Source organism: Fructilactobacillus frigidiflavus, from assembly GCF_044054575.1.
GTDB classification, from domain to species: domain Bacteria; phylum Bacillota; class Bacilli; order Lactobacillales; family Lactobacillaceae; genus Fructilactobacillus; species Fructilactobacillus frigidiflavus.
The window spans coordinates 1,474,091-1,499,606 of the sequence record NZ_CP168716.1; the positions used below are offsets into that span (position 1 = coordinate 1,474,091).

At 35.7% G+C, this 25,516-nt stretch carries 25 protein-coding genes and 1 other annotated feature; of the genes, 5 read left to right on the plus strand and 20 right to left on the minus strand.

What is annotated here, in order from left to right; translation table 11 throughout:
• Positions 1 to 51: 51 nt before the first annotated feature.
• The 12 genes from yfmH to ezrA all read right to left on the minus strand — a co-directional run bounded on the left by yfmH (position 52) and on the right by ezrA (position 15,208).
• Complete coding sequence (yfmH, locus tag ACEPSS_RS07460) at positions 52 to 1,335, minus strand: EF-P 5-aminopentanol modification-associated protein YfmH (RefSeq protein ID WP_395318789.1); 1,284 nt, start codon at positions 1,333 to 1,335, stop codon at positions 52 to 54.
• Positions 1,325 to 2,587, minus strand: a complete 1,263-nt coding sequence (yfmF, locus tag ACEPSS_RS07465) for an EF-P 5-aminopentanol modification-associated protein YfmF (RefSeq protein WP_395318791.1) — start codon at positions 2,585 to 2,587, stop codon at positions 1,325 to 1,327. Before yfmF ends, yfmH begins: the two co-directional genes overlap by 11 nt.
• A 55-nt stretch (positions 2,588 to 2,642) precedes the next feature.
• A complete protein-coding gene (minD, locus tag ACEPSS_RS07470; RefSeq protein ID WP_395318793.1) occupies positions 2,643 to 3,440 on the minus strand; it encodes a septum site-determining protein MinD in 798 nt (265 codons plus the stop codon).
• Between the two features lie 2 nt (positions 3,441 to 3,442).
• Positions 3,443 to 4,120 (minus strand): septum site-determining protein MinC, encoded by a 678-nt coding sequence (locus ACEPSS_RS07475; protein ID WP_395318795.1) that lies wholly within the window; start codon positions 4,118 to 4,120, stop codon positions 3,443 to 3,445.
• 13 nt (positions 4,121 to 4,133) lie between these two features.
• Positions 4,134 to 4,658 carry a rod shape-determining protein MreD gene (gene mreD, locus ACEPSS_RS07480; protein ID WP_395318797.1) on the minus strand — a complete coding sequence of 175 codons (525 nt, stop codon included), beginning with the start codon at positions 4,656 to 4,658 and terminating at the stop codon, positions 4,134 to 4,136.
• A 17-nt stretch (positions 4,659 to 4,675) separates the two neighbouring features.
• Positions 4,676 to 5,521 carry a rod shape-determining protein MreC gene (mreC, locus tag ACEPSS_RS07485; RefSeq protein ID WP_395318799.1) on the minus strand — a complete coding sequence of 282 codons (846 nt, stop codon included), beginning with the start codon at positions 5,519 to 5,521 and terminating at the stop codon, positions 4,676 to 4,678.
• A 58-nt stretch (positions 5,522 to 5,579) separates the two neighbouring features.
• Positions 5,580 to 6,584, minus strand: a complete 1,005-nt coding sequence (locus ACEPSS_RS07490; RefSeq protein ID WP_395318801.1) for a rod shape-determining protein — start codon at positions 6,582 to 6,584, stop codon at positions 5,580 to 5,582.
• A 125-nt stretch (positions 6,585 to 6,709) separates the two neighbouring features.
• Positions 6,710 to 8,011, minus strand: coding sequence for a bifunctional folylpolyglutamate synthase/dihydrofolate synthase (locus tag ACEPSS_RS07495; RefSeq protein ID WP_395318802.1), 1,302 nt, complete (start codon positions 8,009 to 8,011; stop codon positions 6,710 to 6,712).
• Positions 8,012 to 8,060: 49 nt separating this feature from the next.
• Positions 8,061 to 10,727, minus strand: a complete 2,667-nt coding sequence (locus tag ACEPSS_RS07500) for a valine--tRNA ligase (protein ID WP_395318804.1) — start codon at positions 10,725 to 10,727, stop codon at positions 8,061 to 8,063.
• Positions 10,728 to 10,771: 44 nt separating this feature from the next.
• Positions 10,772 to 10,977, minus strand: a binding site (T-box leader).
• A gap of 54 nt (positions 10,978 to 11,031) precedes the next feature.
• Positions 11,032 to 12,255 carry a tRNA uracil 4-sulfurtransferase ThiI gene (thiI, locus tag ACEPSS_RS07505; protein WP_395318806.1) on the minus strand — a complete coding sequence of 408 codons (1,224 nt, stop codon included), beginning with the start codon at positions 12,253 to 12,255 and terminating at the stop codon, positions 11,032 to 11,034.
• 32 nt (positions 12,256 to 12,287) lie between these two features.
• Positions 12,288 to 13,433: a cysteine desulfurase family protein gene (locus ACEPSS_RS07510; protein WP_395318808.1), complete on the minus strand. Its 1,146-nt coding sequence runs from the start codon at positions 13,431 to 13,433 to the stop codon at positions 12,288 to 12,290.
• Positions 13,434 to 13,492: 59 nt separating this feature from the next.
• On the minus strand, positions 13,493 to 15,208 hold the full coding sequence (ezrA, locus tag ACEPSS_RS07515; protein WP_395318810.1) for a septation ring formation regulator EzrA: 1,716 nt from the start codon (positions 15,206 to 15,208) through the stop codon (positions 13,493 to 13,495).
• Positions 15,209 to 15,519: 311 nt separating this feature from the next.
• Between ezrA and rpsD the strand changes: the two genes are divergently transcribed.
• The 5 genes from rpsD (at position 15,520) to ACEPSS_RS07540 (ending at position 18,796) form a co-directional block, all read left to right on the plus strand.
• A complete protein-coding gene (rpsD, locus tag ACEPSS_RS07520; protein WP_395318812.1) occupies positions 15,520 to 16,125 on the plus strand; it encodes a 30S ribosomal protein S4 in 606 nt (201 codons plus the stop codon).
• Positions 16,126 to 16,227: 102 nt separating this feature from the next.
• The gene (locus ACEPSS_RS07525) at positions 16,228 to 16,680 is read left to right on the plus strand and encodes a YueI family protein (protein ID WP_395318813.1); all 453 of its coding nucleotides are present in this window, start codon (positions 16,228 to 16,230) and stop codon (positions 16,678 to 16,680) included.
• Positions 16,681 to 16,691: 11 nt separating this feature from the next.
• A complete protein-coding gene (locus ACEPSS_RS07530) occupies positions 16,692 to 17,975 on the plus strand; it encodes a replication-associated recombination protein A (RefSeq protein ID WP_395318815.1) in 1,284 nt (427 codons plus the stop codon).
• Positions 17,965 to 18,249 (plus strand): hypothetical protein, encoded by a 285-nt coding sequence (locus ACEPSS_RS07535; protein WP_395318817.1) that lies wholly within the window; start codon positions 17,965 to 17,967, stop codon positions 18,247 to 18,249. The genes ACEPSS_RS07530 and ACEPSS_RS07535 overlap by 11 nt, the downstream gene beginning before the upstream one ends.
• A 58-nt stretch (positions 18,250 to 18,307) precedes the next feature.
• Positions 18,308 to 18,796 (plus strand): universal stress protein, encoded by a 489-nt coding sequence (locus ACEPSS_RS07540; protein ID WP_395318819.1) that lies wholly within the window; start codon positions 18,308 to 18,310, stop codon positions 18,794 to 18,796.
• Here ACEPSS_RS07540 and ACEPSS_RS07545 read toward each other — a convergent pair.
• From ACEPSS_RS07545 to ACEPSS_RS07580, 8 genes are all read right to left on the minus strand, one after another.
• Positions 18,793 to 19,668: a hypothetical protein gene (locus tag ACEPSS_RS07545; protein ID WP_395318821.1), complete on the minus strand. Its 876-nt coding sequence runs from the start codon at positions 19,666 to 19,668 to the stop codon at positions 18,793 to 18,795. The genes ACEPSS_RS07540 and ACEPSS_RS07545 overlap by 4 nt on opposite strands.
• Positions 19,669 to 19,836: 168 nt before the next feature.
• Positions 19,837 to 20,976, minus strand: a complete 1,140-nt coding sequence (locus ACEPSS_RS07550; RefSeq protein ID WP_395318823.1) for a D-alanine--D-alanine ligase family protein — start codon at positions 20,974 to 20,976, stop codon at positions 19,837 to 19,839.
• A gap of 90 nt (positions 20,977 to 21,066) precedes the next feature.
• Positions 21,067 to 22,263 (minus strand): FtsW/RodA/SpoVE family cell cycle protein, encoded by a 1,197-nt coding sequence (locus ACEPSS_RS07555; RefSeq protein WP_395318825.1) that lies wholly within the window; start codon positions 22,261 to 22,263, stop codon positions 21,067 to 21,069.
• Positions 22,264 to 22,302: 39 nt separating this feature from the next.
• Positions 22,303 to 22,518 carry a DUF2969 domain-containing protein gene (locus ACEPSS_RS07560; RefSeq protein WP_395318827.1) on the minus strand — a complete coding sequence of 72 codons (216 nt, stop codon included), beginning with the start codon at positions 22,516 to 22,518 and terminating at the stop codon, positions 22,303 to 22,305.
• Positions 22,519 to 22,546: 28 nt separating this feature from the next.
• Positions 22,547 to 22,795, minus strand: coding sequence for a membrane protein insertion efficiency factor YidD (gene yidD, locus ACEPSS_RS07565; protein ID WP_395318828.1), 249 nt, complete (start codon positions 22,793 to 22,795; stop codon positions 22,547 to 22,549).
• A gap of 8 nt (positions 22,796 to 22,803) precedes the next feature.
• The gene (locus ACEPSS_RS07570; RefSeq protein ID WP_395318830.1) at positions 22,804 to 23,835 is read right to left on the minus strand and encodes a rod shape-determining protein; all 1,032 of its coding nucleotides are present in this window, start codon (positions 23,833 to 23,835) and stop codon (positions 22,804 to 22,806) included.
• Between the two features lie 72 nt (positions 23,836 to 23,907).
• The gene (gene murA, locus ACEPSS_RS07575) at positions 23,908 to 25,170 is read right to left on the minus strand and encodes a UDP-N-acetylglucosamine 1-carboxyvinyltransferase (protein ID WP_395318832.1); all 1,263 of its coding nucleotides are present in this window, start codon (positions 25,168 to 25,170) and stop codon (positions 23,908 to 23,910) included.
• A gap of 19 nt (positions 25,171 to 25,189) precedes the next feature.
• Positions 25,190 to 25,417: a DUF1146 family protein gene (locus tag ACEPSS_RS07580; RefSeq protein ID WP_395318834.1), complete on the minus strand. Its 228-nt coding sequence runs from the start codon at positions 25,415 to 25,417 to the stop codon at positions 25,190 to 25,192.
• Positions 25,418 to 25,516 lie beyond the last annotated feature (99 nt).

Below are 25,516 nucleotides of genomic sequence, written 5' to 3' on the forward strand. Positions count from 1 at the left end.
TTAATTACTGTCAGTATATCACAATGAAACTTGAAAAAAATTTAGTTTATCTTAATTAATAACGTTTCGGGTGGTTTGACTGTTCGCAAAGAAATCTTTTGCCACTGCTAAAACTTCAGCAAAAGTTAAGTTTTTAATGATAGCTACTTCATCATAAACATTAGTAAAACCATTTAAGCGATCACCCATTTGATTAGCAATCCCAGAAATTGAATCCATTAAAGCAAAATGATCACCAATCTCCTCATTTTTAATTAGTGCAAATTGTTGTTCAATCTGGCTAGGATGGACTAGGCAGTCCTTAATTTTAGCTAAAATAACATCACAAAATTGTTCTGTTTGAGGGGTATCCTCTGCAAAAATCAAAAACTGGTATCCTGGTTCGATATCAAAATCAAAACCAAATGAGTCATTAATGACTTGCTGATCATATAAATCCTGATAAATATCAGAATCCTCTGAGAAAATTAATTCCAAAAACATGCCTAATGCTAGTTCATAACGGGCCGCAGCAGTCCCAGACAACTGTGGTTGTGGTCCTCGAATTCCTAATCCAATTTTAGGAGTAGCAAGTCCCATGGTCGTTTCAGTATATGGAATTACTGGAGCAGTTTCAATTTTTTGATTTACAAGTGCTTTTAATTCCGCCACCGTTTTATTTTTAGCTAAGGGTTTAAAATGATGTTCAATTTCATCAATCACTGCTGCCACTTCAACCTTTCCCACGACTACCAAGGTCATATTATTCGGTACATAATACTGCTGATAAGTCGCATATAGTTCTTCTGGGGTGATTTCAAAAATCGATTCCACACTTCCGGCAATATCAAAACTTAACGGCGAATTACTGTATAAGTTCGCAATTGTATCAAAATAAATTCGGGAGCTAGGATCATCTTGATACATCATAATTTCTTGCCCAATAATCCCTTGCTCTTTTGCAATCTTGGGTTTATCAAAGTATGGCTTTTCCACTAAATCAAGTAACGTCTTAAAGTTTTGTGAAAAGTCAGTCGTTGCTGAAAAAAGATAACTGGTTTGATTAAAACTAGTAAAAGCATTATTTTCTGCCCCAAATTTAGCAAACAAATCACTACTATCATAGTTTTGCTTATCAAATAGTTTATGTTCCATAAAATGAGCAATCCCAGCTGGTAATGGTTTAATTTCCTGGCCTGATTTAATTAAAGTATTAATTGAGCCAAACTCTACTGACAAACTAGCATAAGTCGAGTTAAATTTAGGTTTTGGATTAATAATTACCTTTAATCCATTTTTCAAGGTTGTTTGATAAACCGTTTCATCAAATTGTTCATAGCTAATTTTATTCATCATTTTCTCCCTTTAATAAAAAAACTGATTTTAAAACTAGTTTTCGGGCTACAGCTGCAATGTCAGCTTTATCGATTGCTTTAACGTTTGAAATCCATTCATTTTTACTAACTGGTTGATTAACCAAAGCCTTAATAAACAAATCATTTAATGACTTGCGCTCACTATCAAAATTAGTTAAATAACCTGAGATTAAGGAAGTTTTAACTTTATTTAATAAGCTTTCAGCGTAATTACCTTCAATCAAATTATTGATTTGTTGCTGAATCATAACCCGAACCTTTTCGGCATTATTCCCGTCAATTCCACTTTGAATCATAAAAAATCCCATGGTTGAATTGTAACTACTTGAAATATAGTAAGCCAAACTTTCCCGTTCTCGAATGTTTAAAAACATCAAAGAAGTCGCTGAACCACCCAATAAGGCATTCATCACTAAAGCTGCATAATAATCATCTGATTTAAGGTTAACCGGAAAATCATACATTAAATCTAACTGTGATTGTTTTTGCACTGCTAGCTCAGTCTGTTGTCTTAGTGGACGATTAGCAGCATTAGTTTTCATTTTCACCATTAAATTAGGTCTGGGTGTAAATTGAAAATGCTGTTTCAAATTAGTAAGTTGTTGTTGATTTAAATCTCCTTGGACGGAAATATAAATCTCGTTTTGCTTAATCATCTTATGATAGTAATCAGCTGCTTGCTGGGGCGTAACTGTTGCTAAATCTGCAACATCTCCAAAAATTAATTTGGCATTTTGTGGATCATCAGCAAAATACAATTTTTTGGTTTGACGAGCGGCATAATATTTTTTGTTGTCATTGAGATTGTTTAAATAATCAACTAAATTATTGCGTTGTAGTTCAAAGGGTCCCGTTGGATAACTTTCGTCAATTAAGTACGGATGAAAAATCATTTCTTGCAAAAAGTCGCAAATTTGATTAACTAAATTAATGTTATCATTCAAAAAGTGCTCATTAATAAAGGTGATACCGACTCGCAAAGCAACCACATCTCCCACTTTAAAAAGATTGGTACCAAAGCGTGCTCCATATAATTCAGCTAATTTCCGAGCTACTTTAAGTTTAGAATTATATTTAGTACTATAATTTTCCATCATTTCAGCTACCATCGTCCGCTCCACTAAGTTATCGTTAGCAAGCGGTTCGATGAAGTCGATTGAAATTGCTACATTTTTAAATTTATTTTGCTTTTCAAAATTAAAATGAACTCCGGTTGTTAACTCTTGCTGCATATTTTCCTCCAAAATAAAAATTCCTTAGATTTTATTCTAAGGAATTGATCATTTATTACTTAAATACTCGTTTAAGTTTTGTCCAGAAACTTTGCTTCTTTTCTTTAATCTGCATTAAAGGAACCGTTTCCCCAAGAATTCTTCTAGCAATATTACGATATCCTTCAGAAGCTGGATTATCTGGATTTAAGACAATTGGTTCTCCGTGATTGGAAGTGGCAATCACTTGATCATCATCAATTACGATTCCAAGTAATTTAACCCCTAAGTGATGAGTGATTTCTGAGACATCCATTACTTCACCATTATCCATCATGTTAGGCCGAATTCGATTAATCACTAATCGAGGTGCTTCTTTCATTGGATGTTTTTCTAACAATCCAACAATCCGATCAGCATCACGAACAGCTGAGATTTCAGGAGTAGTAACGATGATCGCACAATCAGCTCCAGCAACCGAATTTAAGAAACCTTGTTCAATCCCAGCTGGACAATCAATTAATACATAATCAAATTGTGGTTTTAGTTCATCAACAATTTTCTTAACATCGGCTTCAGTTAAAGCATTTTTGTCGGTATTTTGAGCAGCTGGAAGTAAATAAAAATTATCTCCAAATCGTTTATCTTTAACCAAGGCTTTGGTTAATGTTACTCGTTGCTTAGCCACATCAACAATATCGTACATAATTCGATTATCTAACCCTAATACAACATCAAGGTTCCGTAATCCAATATCTAAATCCATCAAACAAACTTTTTTGCCCATTAAGGCCAAGGCTGTACCGATATTAGCGGAAGTAGTTGTTTTTCCTACTCCACCTTTACCAGATGTAATTACGATGGCTTCACCCATTCTTACATTCCTCCAATTCTACTAAAGAACTTAGGACTAATTTCTTTAATATTATCTAAATTGCTATATGAAATCGAATGCAATCCATTAACATAGACAACTGTTCTTAAGTTCTCTGAAATTTCTTCTTTTTTATCTGCAATAACTTCGATTTGTTCCCCAATTCGAACTTGTTGCGCACTGTGAAAATTCCCAACCGCTAGCTTAGATTCGTCAACGGGAAAACCAACTTGCACAATTCCTTCGACATTACCCATGCAAAACAAATTACCATTAGTGATTAGCTTTCCACCTTTGTGAATTTTACCTAAGAAAAGCACATCACCTTTAATTTTTAAATCTTGACCATTCCGAATGGTTTGATCGATGATGGTTACCCGGTTTTCATCACGTAAATGATAAGCTTCGTCATTTGACATAACATCCGCTTTAAACTCATTAATTACAAGATTATCTCTTTTATTTACTATATCACGTAATGCTTGTTTTTGTTCAACTGACAAAGCTCGGTTACCAGTAATAATATCAAAATGCATGCCTTTTTTAGTAGAATAGTCAGACTTTTTCACTAACTGATCTAGTAGTTCCGTAAATTCATTTTTAATTTCTTCAAAACTATCAGCATCATTTAATATGACTTCGAATCCATTTTGGGTTCCCTTTAACACAACACTCTTCATAAACAACTAGCTCCTATTCTCTATACTTATCAAATAACAAACTGATTGGAAAATAGAGTACCAAAAAGATTACTAAATTAAGTAATAAAGTTGGTCCAAATGCATACGCAAAAAAATGAATACCAGAAAAGTAAACTAAATGGCTCATTCTTCCACCTGTATAGCCCAATACTAATACAATAATGATATCAATTAAATAAATCATCGTTGAACTATAAATGTTTTCATCAACATACTCTAGAATCAATTTTGTTACGAGAATTACAAGTGGAAAAATAACGGTATTAATTCCTAGTACCCCAATATAATAAGAATCGTATAAGATTCCTATTCCAAAAGCCCACCAATAAATATGAATTTTTTGATTACGATCGCTAAATAAAACGGTAAAAATCAACCATGTAATTGTTAAGTAAGGAACCATTGGAAATTTACCAGCCAGTAGATAAGGGAAAGCGTGCATTAAAGCCCCTTCTAAATAAAACGAAATAAATAACCCAATGATAAAGAGCAGACGATATTTTGATTTTTTCAACATATGTATCGCTCTCCTTACTATTCTTTACCAATTACTGTAACGACATCAATATTTCTCGTATCGGCAGCTGGCTTAATGTTAATTTGCTCAGAAGTTCCATCAGCAGCACTAGAAACTCCAGTTACCGTTCCAACGTAGAGCCCTTTAGGTGTTACTCCACCTAAACCATTGGTCATGACTTTAGCCCCCCGCTTAATTTTATCTTTGGCGGTCAAGCTTCCCATTTCCAATTCATTGTTTCCGTTATTGTAGCCAGAAATCAAACCATCAACCATCGTTTTATTCCCTTGCACTTGAACTGAAAAATGACTAGCAGAATCACCACTATCTGTAATCAATTCTACTTTACTGTTCGTTTTATTAACTTCAATAATCCGACCAATTAGTCCTTTATTAACAATCACTGACATGTTTTTTTCAATTCCGGCTAGGGATCCTTTATTAATAATGATTTGTTGTTGCCAATTCGACGGAGTTCTTGAAAGAACAGCTGCATTAATGGCATGATACCCAGTTAAAGTTTTATTTAAATTTAACTGCTGCTTCAAAGCTTTATTTTCATTACTCAAAGCCGCATTTTGAACTTGAGTTGCTTGAACTTTTTGAACCTTTGCCTTTAAATAGTTATTTTCCTGGTAGGTATTAATTAAATTTCCGACGGATCCAAACAACTTGCTAAACCCACTAGCAGGTACAGCAATTACCCGATCACCCAAACCTACAACATCATTTCCAATTGTTTGAATAATGGTTGGTGTTGCTCGATTATTTCTAACCGCCGCCGTTCCACCAATTAAACCAACGCTTGCTACCAAACAAACCACGAAGATAACTAAGTTACGACTAGAAAAAAATTTATGCATAATAATCCCCCAATAAAAAGATAAAACAAATAAGCGGGTAAAACCCGCTTATCATGAATTATTTTTTCTTCATAACTTCAATACTCTTAAGTGATTCACCAGTTCCTTTAGCGACACAGTCTAACGGATCTTGTGCAACGGTAACTGGAACTTGAGTAGCTTCAGCGATGATTTCATCTAAGTTTTTGATTAAGGCACCACCACCAGTTAGAACAATTCCGTGATCAACCACATCGGCTGAAATTTCTGGAGAAGTTGCTTCTAAAGTATCTTTAATGGCACTAATCACTTCTAATAAATCTTCATGAATTGCAATGGCCACATCTTCAGCGGTTACCTCAGTTGATTTTGGTAATCCAGTTAATAAATCACGACCACGAACTGTAGCACCTTGCATGTCTTTGGCTTTTTCAATTGAAGCTGAACCAACATCCATCTTTAATTTTTCAGCACTTGGAATTCCAATTAAAAGATTATAGTTTTTTCTAATGTAGGAAACAATGGCTTCGTTTAATTTATCACCAGCCATTCGAACGGAACGTGATGAAACAATTCCACCAAGTGAAATTGTAGCAACATCAGTGGTACCACCACCCATATCTACAACCATACTACCTGTTGGATTCATAACTGGTAAACCAGCACCAATCGCAGCAGCAAATGGTTCTTCAATCACATATGCATCACGGGCACCTGCTACTCGAGCAGCATCAATCACGGCCCGTTTTTCTACCGTCGTAATTCCACTTGGAACTGAAATCATCACGTAAGGACGATTACCACGACCTCCGAGGGCTTTTTCTATGTAGTATTTAAGCATTGAAACGGTGGTGTCGTAATCGGCAATTACTCCATCACGCATTGGACGAATCACTTCAATACTAGCTGGTGCTCGGCCAATCATGGCTTGGGCTTCATTTCCAACTGCTACAATATCGCCAGTCTTAGTGTTTTTAGCAACTACTGATGGTTCGCGAAGAACAATTCCCTTTCCATCAACATACACTAAAGTGTTTGCGGTACCTAAATCGATACCAATATTTTTATTTCCTAAACCTAACAAATCGTTCATCCCTTTATAATTATTTATTTTTGATTTTTTATATTAATTTTTATATTAATAGGTTAAGTATACCATAATGTTGATTTATTTAAGGCCTAATTCGGTATCGAAAGTTTAGCTTTTTCTTAATTTCCTAATAAGTGCTTTCTAACTTCTGCAATAAACAATAATGATCCCGTAATGACAATCATTCGGTTTTCTCTAGCAGCATCTTGCTTAGTTAATTTATTAATTAATTTTTTCCAATCTGGATGATAATGAACTTTGTCTGCATGAGCAAAACTAAAATCTGCCACTTTTCGCTTTTCATCGGGCACAAAGGACGTGAGATATAAATTAACGTTAGGCATGGGTTCCAAAATTGCTAGCATTTGTTGATATTGTTTATCAGCAAAGACGGCCATTACTAAATCAATCTGATAAGTTGCATACTCTTGTAAACTTTCGGTTAGCTTTTGCATGGCCGGAACGTTATGAGCACCATCAATAATGGTTAATGGGTCTGATTTAATCGGTTCCATCCGCCCCACCCACATCGTTTTTTGAATTTGGTTTTTAATGTCTGAAACAAGTACTGAATTAGTTAGCTTAAATTTCAGCTGATTTAATTTAATAAAAGCAGCAATTGCAATTCCGGCATCTTCCTTTTCAAATTGGCCTAACATTTTAATTTTAATTTGCTGAATCGAAATCATTTTACTTTCATAATTAAACTCTGATTTATCAGTCGAACTCACTACATAATCTTGATCAGCAATCACCAATTGACTATCCCTTTGTTTAGCAATCACTTGAATCTCTTGTAAGGCTTCTTTAGGAACTTTTCCAACCACCGTGGGAGTTTGGCTTTTAATGATTCCTGCTTTAGTTTTTGCAATCGCTTGAATTGTATCTCCCAACAGCTGCATGTGATCCATTCCAATAGTTGTGATAATTGTCAGCAAAGACTGGTCATCAACGTTGGTAGAATCATTTTCTCCCCCAATCCCGGCCTCTACAATGGCTATGTCAACTTTTTGTTGGGCAAAGTGGAGATACATGAGAGCGGTTAGTACTTCAAACTCTGATGGACCTAGCTCCTGGTCGTTTGCATCAATTTCATCAATGATGGGTTTAACTTGATTAACTAATCCGAGTAAATCACCATCAGAAATTGGGTTGCCATCAATGCTAATTCGTTCGTTAAAGCGGATCATGAAAGGAGATGTAAAAGTTCCTACTTTTTGATTGATGCCCTGTAACAAATTCATTAAATAAGCGACAACTGAACCTTTGCCATTGGTTCCAACAACGTGCACAGCTTTGACCTGACGTTGGGGATTGCCTAATTTAGCGAGTAAATGTAAAATCCGTTTTTGCGTGGTTTCTTTTCTTAAGCGTGGACGTGAATGAATATAGGCCACTGCTTCATCATAATTTTTCAACACAAATTTAACCTTTCAAAAAAGTCCAGCTACATAGCTGGACTTTTTATTTTTATTTTTCAATTGCAGCTTTAATTTCGGTTAAGCGGTTCTTGGTAGCTACTAATTTATTTTCGTTATCAGTTAGCTTACCCTTTTCTTCCTCAACCAGTTTTGCAGGTGCATTCTTAACAAATTTTTCATTTGCTAATTTACCTTTAGCCCGCTTCACTTCTGATTCAAACTTCTTAACTTCTTTTTCAAGCCGAGCTGCTTCATCATTTAGATCAATTAATTCAGCTAATGGAATGCTAATTTCTGCATCACTAATCACAGAAGTCATTGATAATTTAGGGACGGTTACGTCAGCACCAATTTCCAATTTACTTGGGTGACCAAACCGATCAATGTATTCTCGGTTTGCTTCAAAGACATCTTTAAGTTCGGAATTGTTAGTTTTAACCAAAATATCAACGGGACTACCTAATGGAGCATTGGCTTCAGCTCGAATATTCCGTACAGCTTTGATTAATTCAATCAAGTGATTCATGTCGGATTCGGCCTTATCATCAACAAAGGCTTCATTTACAACTGGATAAGCGGCTGTAACCAATGAATCCCCTTCATGTGGCATTGATAACCAAATTTTTTCAGTTACAAATGGCATCACTGGATGTAATAGACGTAAGAATTGGTCGAGCACGTAGGCTAACACATTTCTAGTTTTGGCTTTTGCTTGTTCGTCATCACCAGTAAGGATTTCCTTACTCATTTCGATATACCAATCACAAAAATCATTCCAGATAAAGTCATATAAAGTTCGGTTAGCTTCTCCAAAGTTATACTTATCAAAGTTTTCCGTTACGTGGGCAATCGTTTTGTTTAAACGAGAAAGGATCCACTTATCTGATAGATTTAATTCTGCTTCATTAGGAACCGTTGGTGCATTCATTTCACCTAAATTCATGATTACGTAACGACTGGCATTCCAGATTTTGTTAACGAATTTCCAAGAAGCATCCACTTTGTCATAGCTGAAACGTTCATCTTGTCCCGGTGTAGTTCCCGTAGATAATGACCAGCGAAGTGCATCCGCACCATACTTAGCAATTACATCCATTGGATCAATTCCGTTTCCAAGTGACTTACTCATTTTGCGACCCTCTTGGTCACGAATCAAACCGTGAAGTAAGACATCCTTGAAAGGACGACGACCCGTGAAATGTAAACTTTGGAAAATCATTCTAGAAATCCAGAAGAAGACCAAATCATCACCAGTAACTAAAGTTGAAGTTGGGAAATAACGTTTGAAGTCTTCTGAATCTTGATCTGGCCAACCCATCGTAGTAAAGGGCCATAGTCCAGATGAGAACCAAGTATCCAAAACATCAGGATCTTGTTCCCAGTTTTCGGGATCTTTCGGAGCTGATTCACCAACGTACATTTCACCAGTTTCTTTGTTATACCAAGCAGGAATTTGGTGACCCCACCATAATTGACGTGAAATACACCAGTCATGGACATCATCCATCCATTGTTTAAAGGTATGTTCGTAACGTTTAGGCACAAAGTTAACGGCATCGTCCGTTTCTTGGTTCTTCATTGCGGCTTCAGCAAGTGGTTTCATCTTAACAAACCATTGCGTGGAGAGCCGTGACTCAACTTGAACCCCAGTTCTTTCTGAGTGACCAACCGCATGCACGATTGGATCAACGCGTAGCATGTAACCTTGATCTTCAAGATCTTTAACCATTGCTTTTCGAGCAACAAACCGATCCATACCTTCATATTTACCGGCATTTTCGTTCATAGAAGCGTCTTCATTCATTGTATTAATTTCAGCAAGATCATGACGTTTTCCAACTTTAAAGTCATTAGGATCATGAGCTGGGGTAATTTTTACCATTCCAGTTCCAAATTCAATATCAACGTAATGATCAGCGATAATTGGAACTTTACGGTCTACTAACGGCACGATAACTTCCTTACCAACTAGTTCTTTGTATCGGTCATCACTTGGATTAACGGCAATGGCAGTATCACCAAACATAGTTTCCGGACGAGTGGTGGCAATTTCAATGTAATCTTTGCCATTAAAAGTGGTTCCATCCGCAAATTTGTATTTAACGTGATAAAAAGCTCCTTTATCGTCCTTGTGTTCAACTTCGATATCTGACAAGGCTGTTCTAGCTTGTGGATCCCAGTTAATGATGTATTTCGCCCGGTAAATGAGCCCTTGATTGTATAAATCCACAAAGACTTTGCGAACAGCTCTGGAAACATTTTCATCCAGCGTAAAGGTTTCACGACTATAGTCTAATGAAAGTCCCAGTTTGGCCCATTGTTGGTGAATGGTATCCGCAAACTTATCTTTCCATTCCCAAACTTGATCAATAAATTTTTCGCGACCAAGGTCATACCGAGAAATTCCTTTTTCCCGAAGCATGGCTTCAACTTTAGCTTGAGTTGCAATTCCAGCGTGATCCATTCCTGGAAGCCAGAGGGTGTCGTAACCTTCCATCCGTTTTTGTCTGATTAACATATCTTGTAAAGTGGTATTCCAAGCATGACCTAAATGCAACTTTCCAGTAACATTTGGGGGTGGCAAAATAATGGAATATGGTTTTGCTTTTTGATCACCACTGGGTTTGAAAACTCCAGCATCAAGCCATTTTTGGTACATCCCCTTTTCAACTTCTTGGGGATCGAATTTGGTAGACATTTCTACTTCTTTTGACATAACTTCACCTCATTTAAATTAAATAAAAAAGCATTCATCCTATAAAATAGGACGAATGCTCGCGGTACCACCTAAATTGGATTATTTTCATAATCCCAACTCAAAACGAATAACGGTCGTACCGGACATAGTTATTATTAATTCACTATATCTGCTCACAAGCTACAATTAATAGATAGCCTAAGAACCTTTCACTGTCGTTCTCTCGCTAAAAAGCTTCTCAATTAATCCTCTTGCTCAACGCATTTATATTTACAGTAATAATACTCAACAAATTAAAATTCGTCAACCATTAAACCATTTTTTATAGTAATTCTGCAAAAACGTCTTTTTGGGCGTTTAAATAATCATCACCGACCCGAACTTTAGTAACCTTAAGATTTTCAAGTGCCATTTTCATTAAGCCCTCAACATCAATGTTCTTTTCAAACTTGATGGTCTTATCTAAATCAGGTTTGGTCTTAGGTGATGGTGGTGTGAAAATTGTACAACAATCTTCAAAAGGCATAATTGAAAGATCATAGGTATCAATTTTACGGGCAATCTTAATAATTTCGGTCTTATCTAAAGAAAGAAGTGGCCGTAAAACTGGTAATGAAGTTACTTCGTTAATCACCCGCATACTTTCAATCGTTTGTGAGGCAACTTGTCCTAATGATTCTCCGGTAAAGACCCCATTACAATGACGGTCTAATGTAATTGCCGCCGCAATTCGAAGCATCATCCGTCGCTGAATGGTCATTAAGTAACCTTCCGGAACTTTTTCTTTAATATCTTCTTGGATTTTAGTAAAAGGAACTTCAATAAAATCAATTGTTCCCCCAAAAGCCGTTAACTTAACCGTTAAATCTTTGGCTTTCGCAAGGGCTTGTTGACTCGTGTAAGGAGGACTGAAGAAGTGAATCATATCGACTTTCACGCCTCGCTTCATGGCCATGTAAGCGGCAACGGGAGAATCAATTCCTCCAGATAACATCATCGTTGCTCGCCCACCAGTTCCAACTGGCAGCCCTAAAGCTCCTTGAATGGTAACGCTGGATAAATAAATTCCAGTCAAACGCACATCAACTCGGAGTTCAATATCAGGTTGTTTCATTTGCACATCAATGCCTTCAATGTTGTCTAAAACATAGCCCCCAACTCCGTTATCAAGCCCATAAGTATTCAATGGATAATCTTTGTTTTGCCGTTTAGTGGTAATTTTAAAGGTTTGTCCCTCTTCATATTGTTCACTAATCATTTCAAGGGCTGTTTTTTGAATTTCTTCAAGCGTGGCATCTTTGGGTAATCTTACAACTGGTGAGTATGTTTCAATTCCAAAAACTTTTCCAACTGCTTTCATCACTGGAGTAGCATCGTTTCCATTTAAAATAACATGTAGGCGATCCCGCTGCGCTAAAACTTCAATTCCTTCAAATTCCGTTAAAACGTCTCGGACATTTTTCCCTAATTGACGAATAAAATCCCGTCTATTTTTTCCTTTGGTAGATAGTTCACCATATCTAACCATAATTTCACTATATTTCAAATCTTCACTTCTTTTCTATAAAATAGTAACCATTAACTTAATTTTTTAAATTGATCATAAAGTTTATCAAAAACTTCATTAAACTTATCTGCTTCGGCTAGTCGATTATGATCACCTAACGAAACCCGTACTGCACTTTTAGCTTCTGATTGGGGAATTCCCATTGCATCTAGTGTACCAGAAGTTACGCCTTTTTTAGAAGAACAAGCACTAGTAGTTGATATATAAATTCCATCTTTTTCAAAAGCATGCACAATTGTTTCCCCTTTGACTCCCAAAATGGCAAAACAAAGAACATGTGGTGCAAAATGATCATTTAATCTTGAAAAAACTTTTACTTTATCAAATTGACTGATGTGATTATAAATTTTTTCCCGAATTGCTTGTTCTTCTGCAATTGTCTCAGTTTCATGGTCTTTAACAAGTCGCACGGCTTTAGCCATTCCAGCAATAGCAGATAGATTTTCGGTTCCACTACGTTGACCACGTTCTTGACCACCACCATCCATCAACGGACTAAGCTTGCGGCCATTCTTTCCATAAATAAAGCCAATTCCTCGTGGTGCATGAAATTTATGTCCAGAAAAGGTAATAAAATCAACTCGGTCAGTAAAAATCAAATCATGAATTCCCTTTGCCATTCCTTGCACGGCATCAACGTGAAAATGAATCTTAGGGTATTTTTTCAAAACTGCTGCCACTTCATCAAGTGGTTGAATTGCTCCAACCTCATTATTAACAGCCATAATTGATACCAAAATGGTATCTGGACGAATGGCAGCTTCTAAATCTTTGGCAGAAATCCGGCCTTCTGCATCAACTGGTAAATAAGTTACCTCAAAGCCTAGTTCTTCTAAAGCAGCAGCAGAATTTTTAACCGCAGCATGTTCAATTTGAGTGGTGATAATGTGTTTACCAAATTCCCGTTTTGCCATTGCGGTACCTTTGATTACCCAGTTGTCACCTTCAGTTCCTCCACTTGTAAAATAGATTTCAGTGGGAGCAACGCCTAAAAGATCAGCAATTTGTTTCCGTGATTGTTGTAATAAATTAAATGATTTCTCACCAAAATTATGCAAGCTGGAAGGGTTACCCCAATAATTTTCGCTAACTTTTTGATAGGTACTTAAAACGTCATCATCAACTTTAGTTGTGGCACTGTTATCAAAATAAATCATGATTCCTCCTAATCTTTCTAGAAAACTAAACCAGGTCGACTAATCGACCTGGTATTTTGTTATTTTTTCGTCGTTTTTGCTTTATTAGCATAGTAACGATCTTCAATTCGTTTATAAGCTCCAGGCTCAATCTTGTCAACGGCCGTCGCAATTGTAGCTAAACTATCACCATAATTGAACTTATGATCAAAAAGATCTTTTGCTTTTTCAAAAGCCAAATCAATTTCAGGTGTTTTTCCTACATAGCGATTTGCATATTGCATCACTTGTTCTGCTAAAACTGATTGATCAATTAAATCATCAGTCTTTTCTTGTAAGGTGTCTCGATCAGTTTTAATTTGTTCGAGTTGTTTTTGAACATCATCCATACTGATTTTAACTTTATTCATGGTTGAGCTAAGGTGATTAATTTCATCAGCTACAATTCCAAAGTAATCAACATAATCATCAGAAATTCCAGGAAGATTCAAATTTTCAATTTTTCGTTGAATTACGTGCAATTCAGCATTCAAATCACTTAGAATTTGATGGGCTTTCTTTTCTTCGGCACTAAACTCTGAAATTGAATCATTTAATGCCATTTGTTTCTTTTCAATTTTAGTTAACTCGTTTTTGAAATGATTAAGATTATTAGCAATTCTCGTATAGATGGCATTGTTATCATTAATTGCATTTAAGTCGGCTTCATGTTGCTTACCAATCTCGTTTATTTTAGCCCCGAGTTGTTTAGTAATTTCAATTTCATTATGTTCTAAAGAATAGTTATGACTCAATTGTTCTAACTCATTTGCTAAGGTCTGATTTTGATAGTAAGCATGTTCAATGAATTTACCCATTTTTTTGATTGACTTATCAACTTCTTTACGAGCTTTGATTTGCGCTTCCATTTTGTCATACAAATCATTAATTCGTTTAGTAATTTCATCATCTTGATCTTGGACAAACTGAACATCTAAATGACCCAAGTTCGTAATGTTATCGTTGACTGATTGTCGTAATTCCTTTAGAGAAATTTCAAAATCATCATCATTAAAAGCAAAGCCTTCTGATCGCATTTGTTGATATGCTTTGGAAATTTCATTAATTTGATTATCAAACTTAATGTGATTCATTTGATATAAAACTGGGATGGCACTGATACTGCTTTCCAAATTGATAGTTGCTTTATTAAGGTCAACTAGAATCTTTTCGGCATTAGCATGATCTCCTTGTTGCGTTAACTTAGAAAAGTCATCAAAGGTCTCTTCAATTGAAGAAAGTTGTTCTTCAAGGGCATCCAAGGCTGGTCCAAATTCACTATTTTTGGTCAATAAAATTTTACGTAACCGTTTATATCGCTCTTCCAAATCAGAAACGGCCGCCCGATGTTCTTTTTCTAACTTAGCGGTTTTGTCGATTGTTGCTTGAATCTTATCTAAATCAGTTGCAATCTTTTCTAGCAACATTTGTGCTTCATCAGATTCATCTCTGGTTTTTAAAAAATTAATTCCCTTAGCACTTTTTTTCACATCATCCACAATTAGGCTTAATTGTGGTAATTCATTTTTAACAATGTTGTTAAATTGTTTTTCAGCTTCATTAATATTAGCTAATGAATCCCCAATTAATCCAATTTGTTTAACTTGTTCAAGATCATCGGCTATTTTCAAATTTGTAAAGTGTTCGACCTCATTTTGCATTTTTACCGCTAATTTCAAAAAATGTTTTTGGTAAAAAACAATTGCAATATAAATGATAATAATAATTATAACGATCCCAATCAGTGCATTAAGCATATTATCCGCCCTTTTTATTTTTTTATATGTATGTGGTGCATTATGTTAAATTATATCATAAAGCGCTAGTAATAATGATGGTTTTACATAATCAAGCCTTGAATTCGTTGACTTTTATGGATTAAGCGCGATATAATATAACTCGTGTAAAATAATGCAGCAGTATACGGTAAGCTCGTCAACATGTTCTTGCTATTTAATAGTCTAATTAGTAACCCACGGCTGCTGAGGTGAAAGTTCTGAGGAATATGCACGAATACTAAGTATGCAACCTTTATTTTACTCCAAAAAATTTATTGGAGGATTCAATTATGTCAAGATATACAGGTCCAAGTTGGAGAATTTCTCGTCGTCTTGGTATTTCTTTATCAGGTACTGGTAAAGAATTACAACGTCGTCCTTATGCTCCTGGTGTTCACGGTCAAGGTCGTCGTCAAAAACTTTCAGAATACGGTGTTCAATTACGTGAAAAGCAAAAACTACGTTACATGTACGGTTTAACTGAACGTCAATTTTACGCTCTTTTCTTAAAAGCTGGTAAAATTCGTGAAGGTAAGCATGGTGATAACTTCGAAATCAAGCTTGAACAACGTTTAGATAACGTTGTTTACCGTTTAGGTTTAGCAACTACTCGTCGTCAAGCACGTCAATTAGTTAACCACGGTCACATTACTGTTGATGGTCAACGTGTTGATATTCCATCATACGAAGTAAACCCTGGTCAAGTTATTGCTGTTCGTGAAAAGTCAAAAAACATGGCTATCATTACTGAAGCTGTAAATGATGTTGTTAGCCGTCCTGCTTACGTATCTTTTGATGCTGATAAGCTTGAAGGTTCATTAACAAGACTTCCACAACCAGATGAATTAAATGCAAACATCGATACTTCATTAATCGTTGAATACTACAACCGTTAAGATTAAGTATCTAAAAAAAGCGATCTCATTTGAGACCGCTTTTTTGTATGCACTTTTTTAATAATGTTACAATAAAGCTAATAAAAATAAGGAGTTACAATAATGCCCATTGAAAATGAAAATGTCCAAAATCGTTTAGATCAAGCCATGAATGGCGGAACTCCCAAAATTAATCCTGATGAACAACGCCGATACCTAGGCACCTTTAAAGAACGGGTCGTTTTAGCCATTCCAACTTCAGAGGTCCTTAATCCTGATGCTATTGAGGCTGTAAAAAAGCTAGTCGAAAAAAATCCATATTTAACAACCATTATTAACGGAAACATTTCTTCTAATAAACAAAGTCCATATATTAGAATTGCCACCCAAAACAATGCTAAATTTACTTTAAATACTGATCAAATTTACGGAACAAACCCAAATGATTACGCAATCGTAGTTGCAGCAAAGTCAGCAGTTAATCAAACTGATATTGAATTTAAGCATCATAAACCTACCCCATCAACCTCAACTACCCCCAAAAAATCTTTTTGGCAGAAATTATTTAATAAATAAGAAGGAATAAAATGCAAAAACCATTAGCCTATCGGATGCGTCCCAAACAAATTGACGAAATTGTGGGACAACAGGAACTAGTTGGCCCTGGCAAAATTATTCAACGAATGGTAAAGGCCAAGCTGTTGTCATCGATGATTTTATATGGTCCGCCTGGAACAGGAAAAACTAGTATTGCCAGTGCAATTGCGGGATCAACTAAGTATGCCTTTCGAACTTTAAATGCAGCTACTGATACCAAAAAAGACTTACAAATCGTTGCTGAAGAAGCCAAAATGAGCGGGACAGTCGTCCTTTTATTAGATGAAATTCATCGTTTAGATAAAACGAAACAGGATTTTTTGCTGCCCTTACTAGAGAGCGGTCAAATTATCTTAATCGGTGCTACCACCGAAAATCCATATATCAACATCAACCCAGCAATTCGTTCTAGAACCCAAATCTTTCAAGTTAATCCACTTTCAAGCGCTGATATAAAAAAAGGAATTGAAAGAGCTCTAACGGATAAAGAAAATGGACTAGGTAACATAGAAGTTAACCTAACTCCAGAAGCACTTAACTTTTTAACCCATAGTACTAATGGCGATTTAAGAAGTGCGTTAAATGCGTTAGAGCTAGCCGTAAAATCGACGAATCCCATTGATGATGTAATTCACATTTCCTTAAGTGACATCGAAGCTTGTCTACAAAGAAAAGCCCTAACGCAAGATAAAGACGGTGATGCTCATTACAATGTCATTTCAGCCCTGCAAAAATCAATTCGTGGATCAGATGTCAATGCTGCGCTGCACTATGCAGCTCGTTTAATTGAGTCTGGTGATTTAAATTCATTAACCCGTCGATTGATGGTGATTGCATATGAGGATATTGGACTAGCCAATCCAGCTGCTTGTGCTAGAACGGTCACTGCAGTTCAAGCTGCAGAACGTTTGGGCTTACCAGAAGGAAAAATCCCTTTAGCGGATGCAATTATTGAATTGTGTTTATCACCCAAATCTAATTCTGGATATATGGCAATTGACGAAGCCATCGCAGCAGTTAAAACAGGCGATTACGGTGAAATTCCCAAGTCAATTCGTGATGCCCATTATAAAGGCGCAGAAAAACTAGGAGTCGTCGGCTATAAGTATCCACATGACTACCCCAATGGTTGGGTTGCACAGCAATATCTGCCTGACAAAATTAAAAATGCTCAATATTACCACCCTAAAGCAAACAGTAAATTCGAAACTAGTCTCTCCAACCAATATGATCGGTTAAACGAGGCAAGTAAAGGAGTAAATCATGGCAATTAAAGTTCTTTTAATCTTATTTTCAGCACTTTTATTAGGAAATGGCCTTTATTTTTTAAAACATTTGCATACTCCCTTTTTAATGTTTAATCCCCAAAAAAATCCAGGATTAAGTAAAATCCTTAAAATTAGTGGAATTTGTTTAGTAATTGTGGCACTCCTCGGTTTTGCCGCTGCCATCATTAACAATTTAATTTTAATTGTTATTACCTTAATCTTGGGCTGCATCATGTGTGTGATTCCAGAATTATTAATTATGCAATTCATTAACAAATAATTGGAAATTATTTTTATTAAGCTTACAATTAGATAAATAAACTATGAGGTGATTAATTATGTTACAAGAATATCGAAATATTTTAGTTCCCATTGATGGTTCTTACGGAGCTGAATTAGCATTTGAAAAAGCGGTTGCCGTTGCTAAAAGAAATGAAGCACATCTTCACATTGTTCATGTAATTGATACGAGAACTTTTCAAGATATTTCTAGCTTTGATACATCAATCGTTAATGAAATTACAGAAAAATCTAAGACTACTCTTGAAAATTATGTTGCCAAAGCCCAAGCTGCTGGTTTGACTAATGTTGATTACTCAATTGAATACGGAGCACCAAAAACCATTATCGCCAAAGAACTCCCAAGTCAATTAGGCATCGATTTAATTATGATTGGTGCGACTGGATTAAACGCAGTCACTCGATTACTAGTTGGTTCAGTTACAGAATATGTAACAAGAACCGCTCCAACTGATGTTTTAGTGGTTAGAACTAATTTAAAGAACCAACCAATTAGTCCAAAAGAAGCTAGAGCAAAATTAAGTTAACTAAATAATAAATTCAATTTTTGGAAATTGCTGTATGAATATAAGCCTTGTAATTTTTTTGCTTGGTTGAAGTATTCGGCAGCTTTTTCTTTTTGATTAGTTTTAAGCAAACATGCGCCCTTTAATTTATAAAAATCGCTTAGGCAGTAAAAAGAATGACTTTGCTTTAGTTTATTAACGACTAACCTACATTCAGCTAAACAAAGTTCAGGCTCATTAACTTTTTCAACTAGCACTAACAAAGTAATTGCCAAGCGAATCATTTGGTGAAACTCAGCGGGTTTTAATTTTTTACGCAAACAAAGATGTAGTTCTTTAATTGCTAAGTTCAAATAATATTTGGTTTGTTTCGTTAATTTTAATTGTCGATAAGCGATTGCAATTCCAAGATAGGCCCACCCAATTACAATTTGATTATCGCGCGTTTGATGATGATTAATGGCTAACTTAAAATTACTAATGGCATCGTCTTGATTCTGATTTACAAATAAATCAATCAAACCTAAACAACATTCATAACGTGCTAATAAATTTTTGGTATCTAAATTTTCATGTTTAATTTTGCTTAACCGCTGTTGTGCTTTAGTAAAATTATGAATTAATAAATTTCTTTCTACTTGTTTCAAATTAAGTTCGCCATAACGATAATTACATTCAGTTTCTAAAATATCAAGATCTAAATTTAATTTTTCAAAAATTTTTGGTACACATTCCCAACTTTTGAAACATCCTTTATTCTCCAAAGTGCTAATTGTAGTCTGCGTACAGATCCCTTTTGCTAATTCTACTTGGGACATGTGGATATCTTCACGGCGACTCTTTACTATCACACTAAGCCTTTGTAGCATCGTCTTAGACGGAAAAACAATCATAATTAAAATTCTCCTATTTAATTAATAAAATTAGCCGTATTTTTTATACGACTAAAGATTATGAGCTATATCGTTAGGAAGGTCAATAATTTTTCTAAAACTATGATTATAATTACGTAAAAAGGATTAGAAACCTTCAAAAAAGTTTCTAATCCTTTTGTTTAATTATTATTTTGCTTCATAAACCTTTTTTTGATCCCCTTTATTCAAAGGAATAAAGTCATGAGCAATTTTTGATTGCCGTTCGAATTCTGCATAAGCTAGTTCAATTAGTTTATCAATTAATTCAGTATAACTAATTCCTGAAGCTTCCCATAATTGTGGATAAAGCGAGATGTTAGTAAATCCAGGTAATGTATTAATTTCACCAAGGTATGGCGTATAATCTTTTGATACTAAGAAATCAATACGAGCCATTCCCTTTAATTCAAGCGTTTTAAAGGCCTTAATTGCCATGTCGGTGATTTCTTCAGCTACCCCAGCTGGAAGAGCTACCGGAATGGTAAATTCAACTTTACTGGCATCTACGAACTTGTTGTCGTAAGTATAAAAAGCATCACTAGCCGGAACTTTAATTGCCCCAACCTTAGAACCCTTAGGATTTTCATTTCCTAAAATTGAAATTTCAACTTCTTCTGGACCTTCAATTGCTTCTTCAACTAACACCTTAGTGTCATAGCGAAGAGCATCGGCCATTCCTTCAGCGTATTCAGCTTGGTTTTCCACCTTGTGAATTCCAATTGATGAACCTTGACGAGATGGTTTAATGAAAAGAATTTTTGAATTTAATTTTTCACTAAGCTTTTCGTAGTTCCAATCTGCCTCATTTTCTGGTGTGATAAGTACATAATTAGTATTTCTCACACCAACTACATCAAGCATTTTTTTCGTAATGTCTTTATCATAAGCCATTCCCGATGCAAGGCTACCACTTCCAACGTATGGTTTTTGAAGTAAACGCAATAGTCCTTGAATTGTTCCATCTTCACCTAAATTACCATGAATAATGGGGAAAAATACATCAATATTCTTCTCTTTGTTCAAATTGATAATTGGTTCTAATGGATTGCTTAAATCCATTTTTGGAACTACTTCTTCAACAACTGCTGCTTCATCTTCACCATCAAAAACCCGAAGTGAAGCTTCATTACTTAAGATAATTCCACCCCGAGTAATTAAAAATAAACTTACTTCATACTTTGACTTGTCCACTGCATCATAAATGTTATGAGCTGAACGTTTTGAAACGTCATGTTCCGATGAATCTCCACCAAACAATAATGCTAAGTGTAATTTTTTTTCTGCCATTTTTCTAACTCCCGTTCATAATTTCTGGAACCCTAAGTATATCACTTATCAAATAATTTGATAAGAAAAAAAGTATGATAAACATACTTTTTATGAAAAGTTTTTAGTTGTACTAAACATGGAACTCTTGTTGTGATATTGCATAGACATAATCAATCCAATTCCAATCATGTTCCCAATTAAAGCTGAGCCACCTTGACTAATAAATGGTAATGGAATTCCGGTCATAGGAATCAAGTCAATACTCATTCCAACGTTTTCAACCACATGGAATAAAATCATCATAATTACCCCAGTTGAAATGTAGGCATAAAAAACGTTTTTAGTTTCAAATGTAACTTTAATCATGTCATAAATTAATAAGAAATATAACAAAATCAAGAGGGTTCCACCAATGAACCCAAAATTTTCGCCCATTACGGAAAAAATCATATCTGATTCCCGAACTGGGACATAGACATGCGAAACATTAAACCCTGAACCAGTTAATCCTCCAGAACCAATGGCTTTCATACTTTGCCACAATTGATATCCTTGATTACTTGCATCAGAAGCCGGATGAAGCCAACTATCAATTCGGGCAAATTGATATGCTTGAAAACCTAGTGCACTTAAAATTGAACGTCCACCAGTCGTTACCACCATTGCAATTGCTGCAGCACTAATTCCAAAGAACGCTAATAGACCAGGTCCTAAAATTTTCCAGGTAATTCCGGAAACAATTAACATTCCCCCTAAAATTGCAACGAACACAATTGTCGTTCCAAAATCATTTTGTAGCTTTAAGAGCACAATTACTGGCAGCGTCCAAAGAAACATTTTTCCAATTAAATGCCAATCAGTTTTTACGGTATGATGCGGATATTCAGAATTGTGTTGTGCAATAATTCTAGCTTCCATCAAGATATAAGCTGGTTTCATTACCTCAGATGGTTGAAAAGTAAATGGACCAAAAGCAAACCAACTTTTAGCTCCAGTTTGCACGAAATAAGCTCGACTATATAGGAATAAAACCGCAAATAAGAGAAATATTCCTAATCCGTATATATATGGGGCAATTTTCCAAAGTTGCTCTGAGTCAAATTGCATGACAATCACAATTGCAACTGCACCAATTACATACCAGATAACTTGTGAAATAACTGCTTTTAAGACCGAAACTGTTCCATTATCGTGGGCTGCTGCAACATAGATTGAACCAATTCCAATCAAAGCGAGCATTAGGACACAAAAAATAATTCCCCAATCGATTCTGTTATCGTTTTTTACTTGTAGTCTTTGAAACACGATAAACTCCCCTCAAAGTCAGTCCTTCAAACTAACTAATTATCTTTGATGTAGGTTAAATTCTCTTACTACTTGATGAAGCGCTTCTTCTTCACTTTTTTCATGAAAAGTATTTTCCCCAACCACCACTTCAAACTTACCGTCATCTTCAGAAATAGTTCCCACTGTTTGTTCATTGATTTGAACAAGTCGGATGTTTTCATCGCTTGGATCATTGATAACTTTAATTTCAATTTCTTTTTGTCTACGTGACATCGTTTTCTCCTTAAAAATAATTTACTGATTAGAATTCATCACTATGATTTCTGCGCACACTAAAGCGATGCGGAACAAAATCATAACCACCCTTTACAAAAGGATTGCACCTTATAATTCTAGCTATCCCCATAATTAAACCAAGAAAAAAACCAAATCGTTCAATTGCTATTTGCATGTAATTTGAACAAGTTGGTTGATATCTACATCTAGCTGGAGTATAAGCTGAAATATACTTTTGATAAAGCTGAATTAAAAAAACTGCTAGTTTTTTCAAACCTTCACCTAGTCGTTATTTCCAAAAAAGCTAAATCGTTTTTTATTTGATTTAGGTGCTTCCTTAGCCATATGATCTAAAAGAGCTCCGGCACCTTTCGCAACGTTTTCTAATGGATCTTCAGAGATGATTACTGGCACCGTTAGAGCATTTGAAATTACCGTATCGATATCAGCAAGCATTGAGCCACCACCAGTAAGCATCACGCCCCGGTCAATAATATCAGCTGCTAATTCAGGAGGAATGGTTTCAAGGACACTTTTTGCACCATTGATGATGATTGAAATCGTTCCATGAAGTGCTTCGGCAATTTCTTTATTGTTAATCATAATGGAAATTGGCATTCCGGTCACTGAATCACGTCCCCGAACTTTCATTTCTTTAATTTCGGTCACGTCGACACTAGCAGTTCCAATTTCCTTTTTGATATTTTCGGCAGTATGTTCCCCAATCACAATATTATGGTTCCGTTTTAAGTATTCTACAATATCGCGATTCATCACATCACCGGCAATTTTGAGTGATTCACTGGCAACAATATCACCAAGTGAAACCACGGCAATATCAGAAGTACCCCCACCAATATCAATTACCATGCTACCAGTTGGTTCAAAGATATCCATTCCAGCACCAATCGCAGCTACTTTAGGTTCTTCTTCAAGAAAAACTTCACCACCAACCGCTTTTTGGGCAGCTTCAATAATTGCTTTTCTTTCGATATTTGTAATGTTAGTTGGTGCACAAATCATTACTTTAGGTTTTGAAACCATTTTTTTAACGCTTAATTTGTTAATAAAATAAGTTAACATTGATTCGGTAACATCAAAATCAGAAATAACTCCATCTTTTAACGGACGGATTGCTTTAATATTTCCGGGTGTTCTACCAACCATTTCGTATGCTTCTTTACCGACTGCTAAAACCTTATTAGTTTTAGTATCTACGGCAACGACAGAGGGTTCGTTAAGTACAACCCCTTTGCCGGTTACAGAAACAAGAACATTGGCCGTTCCTAAGTCAATTCCAATATCTTCAGCCATAACTTTTCTTCCCTTCAATTCTTAATTCGATATCCAAATTATATCATAGTAATAATAACTAATTGTTTGCTTTTATTTAACTCGTTTAATATCAGCACCAAGCTTACGTAATTTGGCTTCAATTTGGTAATAACCCCGATCAAGATAGTTAAGATTGGTGACAATGGTTTCACCAGTAGCAACTAATCCCGCTAAAATCAAAGCAGCCGCAGCTCGTAAATCAGTAGCTGATACTTCAGCACCTTTGAAATGAGTGGGACCGTGCATTACCACAACGTTCCCTTTAATTTCGTACTTAGCATTCATCCGGCGAAGTTCGTCAAGATGCATAAACCGATTTTCAAAGACATTTTCGGTTAAGGTACTTACCCCATTAGCAGCTAATTGCAAAATCGTCATTTGCGGTTGCATATCTGTGGGGAATCCTGGATAAGGAGCCGTTTCCACATCAACTGGTTTCAAGACTTCTGGTCCAATCACGCGGATTCCATTTTCTTCTTGTTCGACCGTAACTCCCATTTCACGAAGTTTAGCAATAAAAGGCACATTATGATCAGCAATCGCATCTTCAATTAACACATTTCCTTGCGTTAATGCTGCAGCTGCCATATAAGTTCCAGCTTCAATTCGATCCTGAACTACGGCATGGTTTACCCCATGGAGAGTCTTAACTCCTTCAATGGTCAATGTGTCGGTTCCTGCTCCAGAAACGTGAGCGCCCATGGCATTTAATAAATTAGCTAAATCAACAATTTCTGGTTCCCTTGCAACGTTTTTGATCACTGTCGTCCCTTTAGCAAGGGTTGCGGCCATCATTACGTTTTGGGTAGCCCCAACGCTTGGAAAGTCAAAATAAATATCAGTTCCAATTAAACCATTTGGTGCCGAAGCTTCAACATAACCATTTTGTAATTCAACGTGGGCTCCCATGGCTTCAAATCCTTTAAGGTGAATATCAATGGGCCGTGAGCCAATGGCACATCCACCCGGAAGTGATACCCGGGCTTTTCCCAAACGAGCTAAGAGGGGACCTAAGACAACAATTGAAGCTCGCATTTTTGAGACATATTCAAACGGAGCTTCTGACGTTAGTTCACCAGTTGCATCAACTGTAATGACATTATTAGTTTCATCAAAGTCAACTTTAGCATGTAAACTTTTTAAAACGTCATTCATCATATGGACATCTGAAAGAATTGGACTATTAGCTAAAACAGTTTTTCCTTCGCTAGCTAATAAGGTAGCTGCTAAAATTGGTAAAACCGCATTCTTCGCCCCTTCAATCTGTACATTTCCGGTGAGTTTATGCCCACCGTGTAAAATAATCTTTTCCACGAAACTATCCCCTAGGTTTTTAAAATAATAAAGTTAAATTTTTTATGTTTTCAATAAATGAAAGAAAAAACGAACTACAAAGGAAGCCAATTGCAATTGAAAACATTACAATTAATACTTTGCCCTGCTTTTCTTGAATTGGTAAAAAACGTTCAAAATGAATTCCTTGTACCGCCCAAAAAGCTAAAAGTACAAAGAAAATTTGACAAACAATGTCAATTAAAGCTTGCAATCCAAACAAATTCATTGCCTTTTCCTCCCATTTATTCCTCTATAATGATATCACAATTATTAAAGAATGTCGTTTATACCAATGGTTTAACTCATTCTTAATAAATTAATTTAA

Bases quoted from the DNA above. Each gene is read 5' to 3' on its own strand.
- ACEPSS_RS07545 (WP_395318821.1), bottom strand. From the start codon at position 19,668: ATGATTGTTTTTCCGTCTAAGACGATGCTACAAAGGCTTAGTGTGATA.
- minD (WP_395318793.1), bottom strand. From the start codon at position 3,440: ATGGGTGAAGCCATCGTAATTACATCTGGTAAAGGTGGAGTAGGAAAA.
- ACEPSS_RS07500 (WP_395318804.1), bottom strand. From the start codon at position 10,727: ATGTCAAAAGAAGTAGAAATGTCTACCAAATTCGATCCCCAAGAAGTT.
- ezrA (WP_395318810.1), bottom strand. From the start codon at position 15,208: ATGCTTAATGCACTGATTGGGATCGTTATAATTATTATTATCATTTAT.
- mreD (WP_395318797.1), bottom strand. From the start codon at position 4,658: ATGTTGAAAAAATCAAAATATCGTCTGCTCTTTATCATTGGGTTATTT.
- rpsD (WP_395318812.1), top strand. From the start codon at position 15,520: ATGTCAAGATATACAGGTCCAAGTTGGAGAATTTCTCGTCGTCTTGGT.
- mreC (WP_395318799.1), bottom strand. From the start codon at position 5,521: ATGCATAAATTTTTTTCTAGTCGTAACTTAGTTATCTTCGTGGTTTGT.
- ACEPSS_RS07535 (WP_395318817.1), top strand. From the start codon at position 17,965: ATGGCAATTAAAGTTCTTTTAATCTTATTTTCAGCACTTTTATTAGGA.
- ACEPSS_RS07570 (WP_395318830.1), bottom strand. From the start codon at position 23,835: ATGGCTGAAGATATTGGAATTGACTTAGGAACGGCCAATGTTCTTGTT.
- ACEPSS_RS07530 (WP_395318815.1), top strand. From the start codon at position 16,692: ATGCAAAAACCATTAGCCTATCGGATGCGTCCCAAACAAATTGACGAA.
- ACEPSS_RS07560 (WP_395318827.1), bottom strand. From the start codon at position 22,518: ATGTCACGTAGACAAAAAGAAATTGAAATTAAAGTTATCAATGATCCA.
- yfmF (WP_395318791.1), bottom strand. From the start codon at position 2,587: ATGCAGCAAGAGTTAACAACCGGAGTTCATTTTAATTTTGAAAAGCAA.
- ACEPSS_RS07580 (WP_395318834.1), bottom strand. From the start codon at position 25,417: ATGAATTTGTTTGGATTGCAAGCTTTAATTGACATTGTTTGTCAAATT.
- ACEPSS_RS07510 (WP_395318808.1), bottom strand. From the start codon at position 13,433: ATGATTTATTTTGATAACAGTGCCACAACTAAAGTTGATGATGACGTT.
- ACEPSS_RS07550 (WP_395318823.1), bottom strand. From the start codon at position 20,976: ATGGCAGAAAAAAAATTACACTTAGCATTATTGTTTGGTGGAGATTCA.
- ACEPSS_RS07540 (WP_395318819.1), top strand. From the start codon at position 18,308: ATGTTACAAGAATATCGAAATATTTTAGTTCCCATTGATGGTTCTTAC.
- ACEPSS_RS07525 (WP_395318813.1), top strand. From the start codon at position 16,228: ATGCCCATTGAAAATGAAAATGTCCAAAATCGTTTAGATCAAGCCATG.
- yfmH (WP_395318789.1), bottom strand. From the start codon at position 1,335: ATGATGAATAAAATTAGCTATGAACAATTTGATGAAACGGTTTATCAA.
- ACEPSS_RS07475 (WP_395318795.1), bottom strand. From the start codon at position 4,120: ATGAAGAGTGTTGTGTTAAAGGGAACCCAAAATGGATTCGAAGTCATA.